General features: G+C 45.1%; 12 protein-coding genes. 2 read left to right on the forward strand and 10 right to left on the reverse strand.

The window, feature by feature from the left end; all coding sequences use genetic code 11:
- Window positions 1-26: 26 nt before the first annotated feature.
- The 5 genes from ABIE48_RS15425 to ABIE48_RS15445 all read right to left on the reverse strand — a co-directional run bounded on the left by ABIE48_RS15425 (window position 27) and on the right by ABIE48_RS15445 (window position 5749).
- On the reverse strand, window positions 27-767 hold the full coding sequence (locus tag ABIE48_RS15425; RefSeq protein ID WP_192714015.1) for a YheC/YheD family protein: 741 nt from the start codon (window positions 765-767) through the stop codon (window positions 27-29).
- A 416-nt stretch (window positions 768-1183) separates the two neighbouring features.
- A complete protein-coding gene (locus ABIE48_RS15430; protein ID WP_192714014.1) occupies window positions 1184-1741 on the reverse strand; it encodes a C40 family peptidase in 558 nt (185 codons plus the stop codon).
- A gap of 805 nt (window positions 1742-2546) precedes the next feature.
- On the reverse strand, window positions 2547-3566 hold the full coding sequence (locus ABIE48_RS15435) for a phosphotransferase (protein WP_192714013.1): 1020 nt from the start codon (window positions 3564-3566) through the stop codon (window positions 2547-2549).
- Window position 3567: 1 nt separating this feature from the next.
- Complete coding sequence (locus ABIE48_RS15440; RefSeq protein ID WP_192714012.1) at window positions 3568-4701, reverse strand: glycosyltransferase family 4 protein; 1134 nt, start codon at window positions 4699-4701, stop codon at window positions 3568-3570.
- A 364-nt stretch (window positions 4702-5065) separates the two neighbouring features.
- Entirely contained in the window at window positions 5066-5749 is a 684-nt protein-coding gene (locus ABIE48_RS15445; protein ID WP_192714011.1) for a succinylglutamate desuccinylase/aspartoacylase family protein, read from the reverse strand.
- A gap of 455 nt (window positions 5750-6204) precedes the next feature.
- On the opposite strand from ABIE48_RS15445, the gene ABIE48_RS15450 reads away from it, so the two are divergent.
- On the forward strand, window positions 6205-7311 hold the full coding sequence (locus ABIE48_RS15450; RefSeq protein ID WP_192714010.1) for a glycosyltransferase: 1107 nt from the start codon (window positions 6205-6207) through the stop codon (window positions 7309-7311).
- Window positions 7312-7635: 324 nt separating this feature from the next.
- Here ABIE48_RS15450 and ABIE48_RS15455 read toward each other — a convergent pair whose 3' ends face one another.
- Complete coding sequence (locus ABIE48_RS15455; protein WP_192714009.1) at window positions 7636-8541, reverse strand: NAD-dependent epimerase/dehydratase family protein; 906 nt, start codon at window positions 8539-8541, stop codon at window positions 7636-7638.
- Window positions 8542-8722: 181 nt separating this feature from the next.
- On the opposite strand from ABIE48_RS15455, the gene ABIE48_RS15460 reads away from it, so the two are divergent.
- A complete protein-coding gene (locus ABIE48_RS15460) occupies window positions 8723-9037 on the forward strand; it encodes a winged helix-turn-helix transcriptional regulator (RefSeq protein WP_145022913.1) in 315 nt (104 codons plus the stop codon).
- 217 nt (window positions 9038-9254) lie between these two features.
- Here the strand turns inward: ABIE48_RS15460 and ABIE48_RS15465 are convergent, their stop codons facing one another.
- The 4 genes from ABIE48_RS15465 to ABIE48_RS15480 all read right to left on the reverse strand — a co-directional run bounded on the left by ABIE48_RS15465 (window position 9255) and on the right by ABIE48_RS15480 (window position 13070).
- On the reverse strand, window positions 9255-10004 hold the full coding sequence (locus tag ABIE48_RS15465; protein ID WP_192715263.1) for an ATP-binding cassette domain-containing protein: 750 nt from the start codon (window positions 10002-10004) through the stop codon (window positions 9255-9257).
- A 39-nt stretch (window positions 10005-10043) separates the two neighbouring features.
- On the reverse strand, window positions 10044-10838 hold the full coding sequence (locus ABIE48_RS15470; protein ID WP_145019001.1) for an ABC transporter permease subunit: 795 nt from the start codon (window positions 10836-10838) through the stop codon (window positions 10044-10046).
- A gap of 72 nt (window positions 10839-10910) precedes the next feature.
- Window positions 10911-11939: an ABC transporter substrate-binding protein gene (locus ABIE48_RS15475; protein WP_354519216.1), complete on the reverse strand. Its 1029-nt coding sequence runs from the start codon at window positions 11937-11939 to the stop codon at window positions 10911-10913.
- Window positions 11940-11963: 24 nt separating this feature from the next.
- Window positions 11964-13070, reverse strand: coding sequence for an iron-containing alcohol dehydrogenase family protein (locus ABIE48_RS15480; protein ID WP_192714008.1), 1107 nt, complete (start codon window positions 13068-13070; stop codon window positions 11964-11966).
- Window positions 13071-13157: the final 87 nt, after the last annotated feature.

Raw genomic sequence — 13157 nt, forward strand, 5'->3', positions numbered from 1 at the left:
AACTTTGCTCCTTCCCTTTAAAATAATCAATATGGAGCTTTGATCCTCATGGATCGTTTGTTTTCCATAATGGTTCTGATCATTGTGTGATCGGAGAGTTGAGTAAACAACATATGGCCCGGATGCGAATTCGCTTCAATGATCCAAATGTGGCCGTTCTTGTCTAGGGCAAGATCCACCCCTAGTTCATGAATCGGGTGCCATTTATTAACCGTTTCGGCAATGGTAATGGATAATTGTTCTATTTTACGAATACAGGCGTCCACTTTGGAGTGGTCATTCTGAAAAAGACTCATGAGGACCCTTCGCAAAGGTTCCGCATGCCCTCCTTTATGATAATTGGTCACAAATTTATGAGGGGCGGCAACACGGGCGGCCATACCCGAAATGATCCATTTGCTCTTTGGCTTCTGCAGGTATACACGGATATCAAAAATTTTCCCATGATACTTCTCTAATCGTAGGTCTTTCTGCACTAGATACCGATGCCTTGATTTCCGGTACGAGCGAATCGCTTTTAAGACAGAGGAACGTCCCGCAATCTTCAGACTTGAACCGCAACGAACCTCAAATCCCCTTCCCAATCTCTTCACACGGATAATTCCGCTACCACCGCTCCCGTGATTGGGTTTTATAAAGACAGAGGGATATATTTGGAGCATCCGTAAAATCCTTGTTTCCGTCATCCAGACAGTTTCAGGCAAATGTGGACGTAAGACAGGGACCTGTAACATTTCCCTATACTTCTTCATTTTTCCAATGGTCATTAACATCCCCTTCTCATGTTGGGATCCAGATACAAAGAGCATATTCATTAAAAAGCCCTGATGTATAGACTAACTTCCCATAAAGGAAAATAATACAATCACTCTCGCCGAAATCATTGATTACGTTCCAGAAAACAAAAAAGGCACCGAAGACGGTGCAATTCAGATCGAGAAAAACAACATGCTTATGTATTTGTATCTATTAAAGAGCCAGCCTCACAATATCATCTGAAGACTTGAATTGATAAAAACCCTGTTCCTTTAAAAAAGGACAGGGTTTCTAACCATCTGTGAGCTACATTCGAGGTATATTATTCTCCCCTTGTTCTCTGAATCCGATCTATCGGATGCTCTCCCATGCCAGGAAACATGTTATTGTATTTTCGCATGAGAAACTTGAGTAGTTTGAGGTTGTATTAGTTAGGCAGAGATGCTGCAGAAGCTTGTCCATGGTTAGGAATGACGCGGCGTGCACTCACAAAGGTACGATCCCAAGCGCTTCCTGCAAAATTGGAAATCGTAACGCCAATGCCGACCCGGTAGGTATGCAGCAACTGTCCGTTACCCATATAAATACTTACGTGATTAATTACCCCATCCCGATTTGTATCTGAAAAAACTAAATCTCCCGGCTGCAGCTGATCTTTGGAAACTGGCGTACCTACTTGGGACTGCTGTCTCGAGGACCGGGGAAGATTGATGCCATTTTGCTTGAAAATATATTGAGTGAAAGAAGAACAATCGAACTCATTCGTTCGCCCAGTTGGGGCACCGAACTGATAACGAACGCCTAGGAATTGTTTGCCTGTTTTTATTACACTATCTGCAATGGAACTTGCGGACGCAGTAGCTGCATGCGCAGGCTGTGCAGGAAGCAGCATGCTTCCGGATAAAACAATGGAAAGACTTAGACCGACTCCAGTTAAAACTTTGACGATTCGGCTTCTCTTGATGTTGTTCGTGTTGTTATTCATAAAAGTCCTCCCTAAAAGTGAGAAAAGATTTTGTTGTGGCCCAAGGAGCCAAGTGATACGTAACCCTACTCAATCAGTTATAAACTACAGAAATATAAAATTCAATAGAAATATTAAAAAAATGTAACCTGTTAAAATTATACAATTACTTATTGTGATATTCTTGTATCCACTTTTCGGCGTTTTTTTTCAAAATCCACCCAATCAAAAAGCGTTGCCATAACGGCATCGCTTACATTCTCCGTGCGCAGGTTTTTTATTAGTCATTGGAAACGGAAAATAATGTGGAGGACGTATCCCAAGCGAAGGCGCGGGGGCCACTTTATTTGTTGAGCTAAAGGTAGAAACTTCCAATATGTATTAATATCTTCGCTGGTAACGTATCTTTGGACGGTTCATTGAGGAGAGCATGGCAATATCGATGGGACCGTCTCCGATGACGAGGTGTTGCGTTCTGGACGGACTTCGAGCGGCCAATTGGCACCTACTTATGCGGAAGTCGAATGTACGAGTCGATGGTGTACTGGGAGACAGCGAGCATTGCCGGACAACCTCCGCATGCGGCTCGTGCTGCTTGGTGAGCGCCGCTTCCGAAGCGGCGCTGTTCATCTTCACTACCGTATGATCGTCTGACCGCTACGCTAGAGTGAAATTCAGGAGATACGCTTTGGGGCTTACTATTATCGGGTGAAATTACGGAAGCCGCTGCGCCAATATTAGTAATTCATCGTCAAGCAAGCACATTTTCATGTTTGAGTTTAATTGATTTTTGTCTTCATGAAAAATTTCTAGGCCCGCTACGTCTTTAATGTCCTCGTGTAGAGCAATGTTTCGTTTCATATTCTTCTAATTTTTTTAGGAATGAGCTGATTCTCCGCTCATTTTCAAGTGCCCACTGTAACCGACTTTCTGTAAACGGAATTCTCTTGAAGGGGGAAAGCACTAAATAAGTCGTAAACGGAAATCGTATCCAGACACGAATAAGTTCATAATCGATTTTTTTTAGATTCGCTACTTTGCGGTAACCATCCAAAATTGCTTTTGCGATCGAAAAATCCCAACGGTAATCTTTGCTGGAATTATAAATAACCCGATATAAGTCATAAGCGCGAAGATCGACATGCAAGGTTTCGAAATCAATAAGGTACGTCCCTTTGTCATTCATAATAAAATTACTCGGCCCACCATCCCCATGACACAAGACTCCGTTTTGTCGGGGACTTTGTCGGTAAGCCTCATATCTGCTGCTTCGCAGCAATGCTTTTGCTTGATTCGCATAACGCAGAATCTCTGGTCCATGCCGTTGGATAAATCGACTAATAGGCACACTAAAGCTATTTGTTTTTGCTTTTGAAATCTTATTTTGAATATATCGTTGCCGTTTATCCAGTTTGGAATACCATGTCCCGATCTCGCTTTGGGAAATGTCTCCCTTAAGCGCGGTTTGCCCTGCTTTATGAAATCTGGCTAATGCAATACCACATGACCGCATATCCGCAAGTGAACGCGGAGAAGGTTCTCTCCCGGAAATCCAAGGCGTCAGTACGAAGAGCTCCCCCTTCTGCGAAACTGCATGAGGTTTTCGACCTTCCGGGGTTTGGGGATTACGCCAAGCAAGGAGTGGACCGTTACGCTGGACGTGCATTAACATTCGATCAATCCATCGTAACCGCGCAATCTGTTTAGGCATACGCTTCAAGCTGTATTTTCGCCCGTCCGCAGTCACAATTTGATATATTCCTCCACGGATACGTTTTTGTGCACTTGCCTTGATTCCAAACTGTTTCACTAACTTTTTAACATGGATTGTAGAATATTCACTCATGCTATGGCTTCCCCCGCTTCAAGTCCGAAAATAATGAAAGGTATTTCCTGGCTATTACTGGCCATTTGTACTGGGCTGCAGTAGTACGGGCATGGATTGTTCGCTTTCTTGATTGTTCCGGGTTATTCCAAAATTCCTTGATGGCTCGGGCAATATGGGTGGTATCAACTGAATGAATGATTTTGGCGTTTTGGGGGGTTACAAATTCCTTCATGCCCCCAGATGTTGTAGAAATAAGCGGAACGCCATTTGCCATAGCTTCCAGTGCGACCAAGCAGAACGATTCCTTTTTGCTAGGATTAATTACGGCTCCATAAGAACCGTACATCCGTTGAACTGTTTTGTGTGGGGATTTTTCGGCCCAACGAATTCGCTTCTCGACTCCAGCTTGTTTTGCCAAGAAGCGCAGCTTGTTCCTATAACTCGCTTTGCCGCTTCCAACAATAGTTAAATGGATTTTGCTATTTTCCTGGGCTAAAAGGCCAACAGCTTTAATTAAGGGCTCAACTCCTTTTGATGGAATCAATCTTCCTACATAAAGCAATTTATGCGAAAAACCTATTGTTGAACCCTTCGTGACAGGAACAACGCCGTGGGGGATAACGATCATCTTATTTCCGTCAATTCGAGGATAAAGCCTCCTTGTTACTTTGGCCTGCCAGCGGCTCGGTACAATAATTCGATTTGCAGTGCGTATCAGTGTGGTCTGTTGTTTACCAGGAAGCGAAGAAATGCCTTGTGATGCCAATGAATGACAGGTGTAGACGATAGGGAGATCAAATCGCTCTCCAGCTGCCTTGGCAGTATACGCAAATTCCGTACTATGCACATGAATAATATCAGGCTTGCCTCCCCCCTTAGCGAATGCGCTCTTTATGATGGCTTCGGCTATAAATGAATGCTTGGCTCGATTAAAATACTTTGAATTTTTGGGGAATCTGAGAATGCGCAAATTGCCATAAGTATTTGATGTCGTTAATCGATCCGAATTCCCGGGGCACAGAACCGTTACTTTTGCACCAAGTTTGCTCAACATTCTCGTGAGCTGGGTAGCGACGATCCCGAGTCCTCCTACAATTTCAGGTTCAAACTCATTTGTCATGACCCATATTTTTAGTTTACTCTCGTCCCCCATTTTCCCCCTCCTAAGTGATGAGTTCTAAATACATATTATGTTGCCCGATCATTTTGGTTAGTTAATAAATGTGTATGCATGGGCCTAAGACTGATCTGGATTCCTTTATTTTCAGATCATAATTTGCAATAAAAAACCGTGATCTTCTTTGGATAGAGCCCTCAGTGTTCCCGCTGCAGTCAGCGACTCATCGAGACGAAATAACTTAGCGCATTGTCGCTTCAATATATCCTTAAGTCCAATAAAAAAAGCCACAATATTAGCGGCTTAAACATCTTCAGAAGCCATAACGCGGTAGTGATGGATTCCCCGATAGACTTTATTGTATTAGGATTCGTGATCCTATTTACTCCATCATTCATGATCAAGATTTTATCAGACCAGCTTCCCGTAAGAAGTGCTGTACCACTTGCATCTGATATTCAATCCTTGTATTCATTTTAAGGCTCCAGCATGTTTCGACTGTTACCGCATTGGCATTAATTCGCTCTGCCGCAGCGGTACGAGAAGAGCCTTTAAGTTTGTGCAGCCGAATGTGAAACCGGTGGGAAGGACGATTAACAATTCCGTTCATCTGTTTGATAATCTTCCGGACAATGGGAATAGAAGCGTTTCCTGGGTTCGTAATTAACGTCTGACCTAGTACATCTTTGCTTTTTGACGATAAACCATTTGCTTCATGAAGATCCAGATACCAGGCTGGTTTATATTTTTGCATAATACTAAATAAAGCGCGGGACATCTCCTGTGTTGCTTTTCGGTTCTGCCCGCGTGGAAATGTACGGTTCAGGTCTGGCGTGCCCCGGACTCTTTTCTTGAAAGCAGGTGGGTTTGCAACAGGGACTACAATCAGACTCCCACGAATGATTGTCAACTCCTGATTTCTCAGCTGCTTGACCAATTTCTGTGCTGCGCGAATACTACCCACTTCCTTGCCGTGGATGCCAGCCACGATCATAACTGTCGGACCAGGGAGTTCCCCATGGAACAAATGAAGCCATGTTTCAAATGGTGTGCCTTTGGCGAGCTTTTGTCTTTCTGTCAGCATAAGATTCCCCCCCTATTGCAATATCCCATTTTTATTGGAGAAGTACAGGCTGGATCAGGTTTCAGCAAATATTTCGGTCCTCTGCAAGCTTCTCAATACGCATAAAGCTCCCAGTTAAACAACAAAAACATGTCATTAAAAGGCAGCACTTGAAATTCCAATGGTCGTTAATGGGGTACACATTGGATTGGCAGCTTTTTAATAGAGATTTAAAAATAATATTAAAAGGTGATATTACTATATATAAATTCAAACTGCTTTGATTGTGCCTTTCACTAGTTTCATAATATTTTGGGGAGTTAAATCTACTCCTACCCTGACTTATTTCAGAACGCTCCCTTCTTAGGTTCATGAAAAGGGCAGTAGTCCGAAGCCATCATCACTCAAGTGACATATTCTAATTATGATTATTAACTCGGGAAAAGGATAAGATTCGGTAGTTAGGGGGAGTGAGAATGAATATTTTAATGTTGGTATCACGGCTGAATATTGGAGGAACAGAAAAACATATTCTTTCTTTATCCCGATATTTACTAACTCGTGGGATCCGGGTTGCTGTTGCAGCTAAAGGAGGACCTCTTACTGACTCATTTAAAAAAGCGGGGATTTCGCTTCATAAACTGCCAACTGGGAAGAAATCCGAAAAGGTATCCTTTTTGTCTTCGATCATTGTTAAAGGAAGATACAATCTAATCCACGCTCATGACTCCAACTCATTTAAACTCGCAGCAGCCTTATCCAAAAAACATAACATTCCTTTGATCGTTACCGTACATGGCACTTATCATCGCCAGGATGCCTTATTAGCTGCGGCAAGAATGTCAAAACGTGTGATTGCGGTTTCACCTAAGCTCCCCAAGTGGTTGGCAAGTCATAAAATTCCTATGTACAAGATCAGGATGATCCCTAATGGGATTGAAACAGCAACATTTCGTCCTATATTGAATAAAAATTACTCGAGAAAGGCTCTTCATTTACCATCAACTGCCCAAATTCTTGTGTACGCTGGAAGATTCTCATCTGATAAATATCCCATAGCTAGAAAAGTGATCCAAGCAGCAGAAGGAATTGCTAAAAATAATGATCAGTTTATAGCTGTTTTAGTTGGTCCCGGATCCCGTCGCACTCATTTGAATCAGCTTGCAGCTAAAGCCAATCATCGTCTTGGCCGAACAGCTATCATCATTCGTCCCCCTATGTCTAGTATCCAACTTGCTTACTTTGCCGCAGATGTCGTAATAGGAACGGGGCGTGTTGCACTTGAAGCTTTGGCTTGTGCAAAACCCGTTATTTCTGCAGGTGTTGCAGGATACTGTGGTATTGTTCAGCAAAAAAACATGAATAAGTTGATTCAATGTCACTTCGGCGATCATGGAGCAGTTGCACCTATCTTAACCAAAAAGCTCTCATCTGATATAAACAGTCTGTTAAGTCACCCAAACAGAGCCAGGGAATTTGGGAAAGTCGGCATGAAAATGGTTAAGCGGCAATTTTCCAATAATAAAGTTGGTGCTCGATTACTTCAACTATATAAAGAGGTAGACAGAACAAACCATCGGTAGTTCCTTTTTATCGGTTTGCCTGTACTCTTGCTTTGAGGTGAAAGTTGGTTCCGATAGCGGTTGCCTGGCGCAAGGCATGGGGGTCATCAACAGAAGAGTTGTGTTATCATTTTCAAGCTCAATCATTCATTATTTCAACATAATCTGGATGCAATGTATAGTTGAAAAACGATTATGTTACGCGGCTTTAAGCGTGTAAGTTCTTGTCATCTTACAGTAAATTTGCGTCTAACTATGCATTTTGACAAAAGATGGCGTTCAAACTTTGCAGTCTGAACGCCTGGCATGTTGAAAGTTTTTGACTCCCATGCTCATATCAGAATGTCACTTTTTATAGCACCCATTTTCAATTTCTTCGAGCAGCGCAGTCCCTTTCGGGTTCCATCCCAGCATTTTTCGTGCTTTTGTCGAACGAACGCGGCTATTGGAACCGAAAGCAAAATGAGCAGCTTCAGGGCCCCATTGATTAATCGCTTCATCTAGACTCATCATTTCCGTTTCCGGCCCTAATTCGAATGCCCGATTGATCGCCTCACCAACCTCTCTTATGGAGGCTTCGCCGTTCTCGGCAAAAAAGAAAGAACCGGCCGGCGCGCGCTCTATCGCTAATAGATAAAGCTCGACAAGGTCGTCGATGTGAACGTTCGACCAGACATTCTCGCCTTTTCCGATATGACACGCTGCCCCACGCTTCAATGCAAGCTCGATCAGCCAAGGAACTTGTATGCTATCCTTATGAATACCATAACCTGTGCCATAAATCAGCGAGGGGCAAATGACCATCGAACGTATGCCGCGATTGGCGGCCGCGAGCACTGTCCGATCGATCGTGACGCGCGCCAATTTTTCGGGGAGTGGTTCGATGATTTCTTCATGATACACCTTACTGGTGTATTCTCCCGCCGCCTTATCCCCGACAATACTGGAACCGCTCGTATGAACGAACGTTTTACCGCTTCCTTCAAGCGCCGTTAATAGCGTCGTCACCGCGAAGATGTTATCCGAGTCCGCAGCGTTAACCACGATGTCAGCTTCCTTTGCCGCCTGTATGAGCGGTTCGAAATCGTTTAGAGTGCCGATATATGGTGAAATCCCCAATTCCCTTAACTTGACAGCTCCCTCGTCTGTTCGGGTCAACCCTGTTACTTGAAAGCCCGCTTGACGCAACTTGAGCGCAACCGAACCGCCGATATAGCCCGTCGCGCCGGTCACGAGCACCTTCTTGTTCATTTGAGAAGCCTCCCTATATAATAAAAAATAAAATTGATTTCCATCCTTACCATAAAGGGAACATGCATGCTTGTTAAGTAGGCACTTTTAATTGCGTTAGTTTCCAATAAGAAAGTATTAAACAGGAGGGAGAACCGTGAAAAACGAAGAAAACGACTATGCCGCTTACGTCACACTGAACATGATCGGCGGCAAATGGAGTCTACTGATTTTGTGTCATTTACGAAAAAGGACTGTCCGTTTTTGCGAATTTCCGAAGCTTATTCCCGGACTTACACAAAAAATATTGACAAAGCATTTGCGTGACTTGGAAAATCACGGACTCGTTCACCGGACCGTCTTTCCGGAAATTCCGCCTAAGGTTGAATACTCACTTACAGATCATGGGAAAAGTCTTGGACCCGTTCTGGATTGTCTCGAACAATGGGGAAAAGATCATTTAAACCGAGCGCGATCCTTAAACAGGTGTGTCGACAACTCCGTAGATCAAAAATGAGCTAAAAAAAGGTGATTTTCGAATATTTTTTTTCGTGTTATTGTTCTTTCTCTTCACCGTGTAAAATCTTATGTTATATCTAGCAATGACAATAAAAAGGACCTCCAAACTAAACGGAAGTCCTTTTTACTATTACAATTACGTGAAGAATGTTCCAGTCGTAAACGCGATTATTGATTAGCTCCACGACTAATCATATTAACAGCTCCCCATTTGCTCATTTGGCTTCAACCTTACCAAAATAACGCTGGAACAGCGGCTCCTCCCTTCCAAGTACCTTGTTGAGTATCAAATTTTCATAATAAGCAAAACCACTATCTCTTTCACGTGGTCGTTCCAGCGCAATTCGCTTATCCAATGAAATGACCCCATCTTCAATCAGAATTACCCTGTCAGCCAAGGCAACCGCTTCGCTGACGTCATGCGTGACGAGAATGACGGTAAAGCCCTGCTCAAGCCAGAGCCGTTCGATCAACTGCTGCATTTCAATCCGAGTCAATGCGTCCAAGGCGCCTAGCGGTTCATCCAGCAGCAAAAGGGTAGGCTTACTTGCCAGTGCCCGTGCCAGTGCAACGCGCTGCTTCTGTCCGCCGGAAAGAAAATGCGGCCAATCATCCTCTCTTTCTGATAGACCGACTAGGTTTAGCGCTTCCGCAGCCTTAGCTTTATCTTTTCCCGGAGTACCGATCCTCACATTTTGCAATACAGTTTTCCATGGAAGGAGTCTTGCCTCCTGAAACAATACCCTTGTATGCCCGCTTCCAGAAGTAGCAGGATCATTCTCGTTGATGGATATGAGTCCATCCGACGGCTGCTCCAACCCAGCAATCAGCCGGAGCAGTGTACTTTTGCCACAGCCGCTCCGCCCGACGACGGCGATAAACTCTCCGCGTTCAATCGTCAGATCAACCTGCTGCAGAATCCGCTTTTCACCAAAATATTTGCGGACATGGTTTAGGCACAGCATTGCTCCCTTTCCGATTTCAGACACCACACTACGCCTCCTTTACTTTTTGGCCACACTATAATTCGGGTTCCACTGGAGTAGCCATCGTTCCAACCCCTTGGCGATGCTATCTGACAGCTTGCCCAACAGCGCATAAATGATAATGCTAAGAACGGTAATATCGAGCTGCATAAACTCTCTGGCGTTCATGGCCATGTAACCGATGCCCGAGTCTGCAGCCACCGTCTCGGCCACAATGAGCGTCAGCCACATAATACCGAGTGAATAACGGATTCCCACCAGAATGGAAGGCAGTGCACCCGGGAGAATGACTTCCTTGTACAGATCGAGGCCCTTCAGTCCATAGACCTTGGCCATTTCGATCAGCCCCCGGTCTATTGACCTTATACCGTGGAAGGTATTGAGATAGATAGGAAAAAACACGCCGAGGGACACGAGCAGCAGCTTAACTTCCTCACCGATCCCAAACCACATGATCACCAAAGGAATTAGTGCCAAGTGCGGCACATTCCGGATCATCTGCACCGAGGAATCCATTAGAATCTCTGCTTTAGAGGAGAAGCCGTTGATTAACCCGAGAACAAAGCCGATCCCGCCCCCAATCAAAAATCCAAGCAAGGCCCGCCTTGCACTGATCGCAATATTATCAAGCAGCACGCCGCTTTTAACAGAAATAATAAGCTCTTTAACGACTTGCAGCGGCTGCGGAAGTTTATTCGCCGGGATGATCCCAGTAACGGTCAGAACATGCCAAGCCAAAAGAAGAACGACAGGCAGCAGCCAAGGGGTAATGGGCGAGACCCAAAAGTTGTATTTGATTTTTGGTTTACTCATAGTTTGGCGGCTCCTTTCAAATGGAACGGCGGGCTAATACCAATTACCAGCCGCTTTTTTCAGAACTACTTTTTATTTAATCAATTGCGAAAAGGCATCGCTCCAGAGAGACTTCACGTCCACCTTTTTCGTCAGCAGCCCTACAGATTGAAGTGTATCTGCGACATCCTGCTGCGAGGCGATAGCCTCATCTGAAATGGCAGTCACCTTTGTTGGCCGCTGCTCCTGGCTGTTTTTCAACGTTTCAAGCGCCTGTTCAAGCGGTTGCTTTGTATTTTCAGCTACGATTTCTGCCCATTTTTTCTGATTATTGTGGATCCATTCATTATATTGATTTAGACGGTTCAGAAAATCGGCAATCGCTGCGTGTTTGGCTGGATCAACAATATCCGCCTTAGTCGTAATCACCGGGAAATTGCCTGACAATATGTCCTTAGCGCTAGCCAGGGTCGTCGCCCCGTTCTGGTGAGCCGAAATAATGGCATTGCCATAGCTTGCCAGCGCATCCACACTCCCGCCGATTAGAGCGCTAAGTCCATCGGATGTTGAGAGCGCGACTGGCTCAATATCGCTCCAGTTTAGTCCTGCTTCTTCCAGCATCTTTACGAGAAAATAATGGGCTGTCGTGCTTTTAACATAGGCGACCTTCTTACCTTTCAGATCCGATACCTGTCTTACAGTTGAACCCTTTGGAATCACGAGTTCTTGTTCCAGCGTATCGGATTTCTGGATGGCGATTATTTGGAGGTTACCTCCATCCGCGGCTTGACTGGCAAAGATTGGCGGAATTTCGCTGGTAAGCGCGATATCTAAATGGTCTCCCGCCATCGCTTCCAACTGCAGATTCCCACCCTGAAAAACGCTAAACTCCACTTTGTACGGTGTGTCGTCCAAACCCGCCTCTTTAAATCCAGCCTCCAGATTTCCCCACCCCGTCTGTCCGACCTTTAAGGTGACTTTGCTCAAATCTGGCGAACCTGCCGCAGCAGCAGCTTCCGCTTCATTTCCGGTTCTATTTTTCTCATTTCCGCAAGCGGCCAGGATGACGGCTATGACGAAAGGTAATGCGACTGATAGAATTGACAGCTTCCTCTTGTTCACAAAAGATTCTCCTCTCCATGTCTATTAGGATACAGGTGATGCCAGTCCTATAACCCGTTTGCCCGTAAGGTCAGCCTGAACAATCGCCAATGCAATCTTTTCCCAATTTACAATGAATGGCAACTTTATCGCCTGCACCTTCTCCAACGGAAACACCTTGGCTATGGCCTCCGCATGTTGCTCCGCATTTCCCCAAAATCCCAACTGCTCTAGAGTAACCGGCAGGTGGAGCTTGTGCAGTTTGCCAGCCAGTTGCAGGATTTCTTCATGCGGAAGTCCCTGTAGTATCGAATGGACGATTAAGGAAAAGGCGATTTTTTCGCCGTGCAGCGTGTCTTTCGTCTCGGGAAACTGGGTAAGGCAGTCGTGAAGGGCATGGGCCAGCGCGATGCGTGGCTGTCCCCCAGTGACACTACCTACCTGTCCTGCAAGCCAGATAATGGCGTGACTAGTTTCGTGAAATGCCCAAGTAACCTCATCCTCATATGCTGCTTCGTAAGCCTCCTGCGCATATCGGTCAAGCACTTCAACAGCTAATAGGGATGTATGTACGCTAAGTCGTATATCTAGATCTGAGTGAAGATTTTTCATATTAACTGCAGTCTCGTTCCATTTCACATACGTATCCGCAATACCGGATGCCAAATATCGTTTTGGAGCCGCTGCCAACACACGGGTATCCGCGAGAACCAACTGTGGGGACTGATTGAGGGGCAGATAACCTGCAGAACGTCCCTCGTTATCATAAAGAACCGTCAGCGCCGACCAGGCTGCGCATGTTCCGGCCACCGTAGGCACCGTAATACTCGGCAACTCCAAGCGTTCGGCTACTGCCTTTACCACATCCAGTGCTTTGCCTCCACCAATGCCCACAACGGCTTCGTATCCCTTGCCGGATGCTACTGATACATACCGGGCAATCTGCTCCAACGTTGGATACCCGGCAAACGTATGGATTTCATACTCCGCCTTTACTTCATCAAGACTAGCTAGAAGGGGAGCCGCTGCCGTCAATGCTGTTTTGCCGCCAATAATAAGAAGCTTTCTGCCGATCAATGTAATCCTCTCTCCGCCGCTGGCGAGGATATTAGGCTCGTTAATATAGATTGCAGGGGCTTTGACGTTGACCATGTAGTTGACCTCCTTAAGTAAAATGGATTTTATGCATAAAACTCGATAAAGTATTGGTGTCCAGTTTATAAACGGATGCGAAAAGGT

Origin of the sequence: Paenibacillus sp. OAE614 (genome assembly GCF_040546645.1) — a bacterium.
Lineage (GTDB): Bacteria > Bacillota > Bacilli > Paenibacillales > Paenibacillaceae > Paenibacillus_AQ > Paenibacillus_AQ favisporus.

Coding starts and splice junctions, on each gene's coding strand:
- ABIE48_RS15435 (WP_192714013.1), bottom strand. CDS start 3,566: ATGAGTGAATATTCTACAATCCATGTTAAAAAGTTAGTGAAACAGTTT.
- ABIE48_RS15465 (WP_192715263.1), bottom strand. CDS start 10,004: ATGCTGTGCCTAAACCATGTCCGCAAATATTTTGGTGAAAAGCGGATT.
- ABIE48_RS15470 (WP_145019001.1), bottom strand. CDS start 10,838: ATGAGTAAACCAAAAATCAAATACAACTTTTGGGTCTCGCCCATTACC.
- ABIE48_RS15455 (WP_192714009.1), bottom strand. CDS start 8,541: ATGAACAAGAAGGTGCTCGTGACCGGCGCGACGGGCTATATCGGCGGT.
- ABIE48_RS15480 (WP_192714008.1), bottom strand. CDS start 13,070: ATGGTCAACGTCAAAGCCCCTGCAATCTATATTAACGAGCCTAATATC.
- ABIE48_RS15450 (WP_192714010.1), top strand. CDS start 6,205: ATGAATATTTTAATGTTGGTATCACGGCTGAATATTGGAGGAACAGAA.
- ABIE48_RS15460 (WP_145022913.1), top strand. CDS start 8,723: ATGATCGGCGGCAAATGGAGTCTACTGATTTTGTGTCATTTACGAAAA.
- ABIE48_RS15445 (WP_192714011.1), bottom strand. CDS start 5,749: ATGCTGACAGAAAGACAAAAGCTCGCCAAAGGCACACCATTTGAAACA.
- ABIE48_RS15440 (WP_192714012.1), bottom strand. CDS start 4,701: ATGGGGGACGAGAGTAAACTAAAAATATGGGTCATGACAAATGAGTTT.
- ABIE48_RS15430 (WP_192714014.1), bottom strand. CDS start 1,741: ATGAATAACAACACGAACAACATCAAGAGAAGCCGAATCGTCAAAGTT.
- ABIE48_RS15425 (WP_192714015.1), bottom strand. CDS start 767: ATGACCATTGGAAAAATGAAGAAGTATAGGGAAATGTTACAGGTCCCT.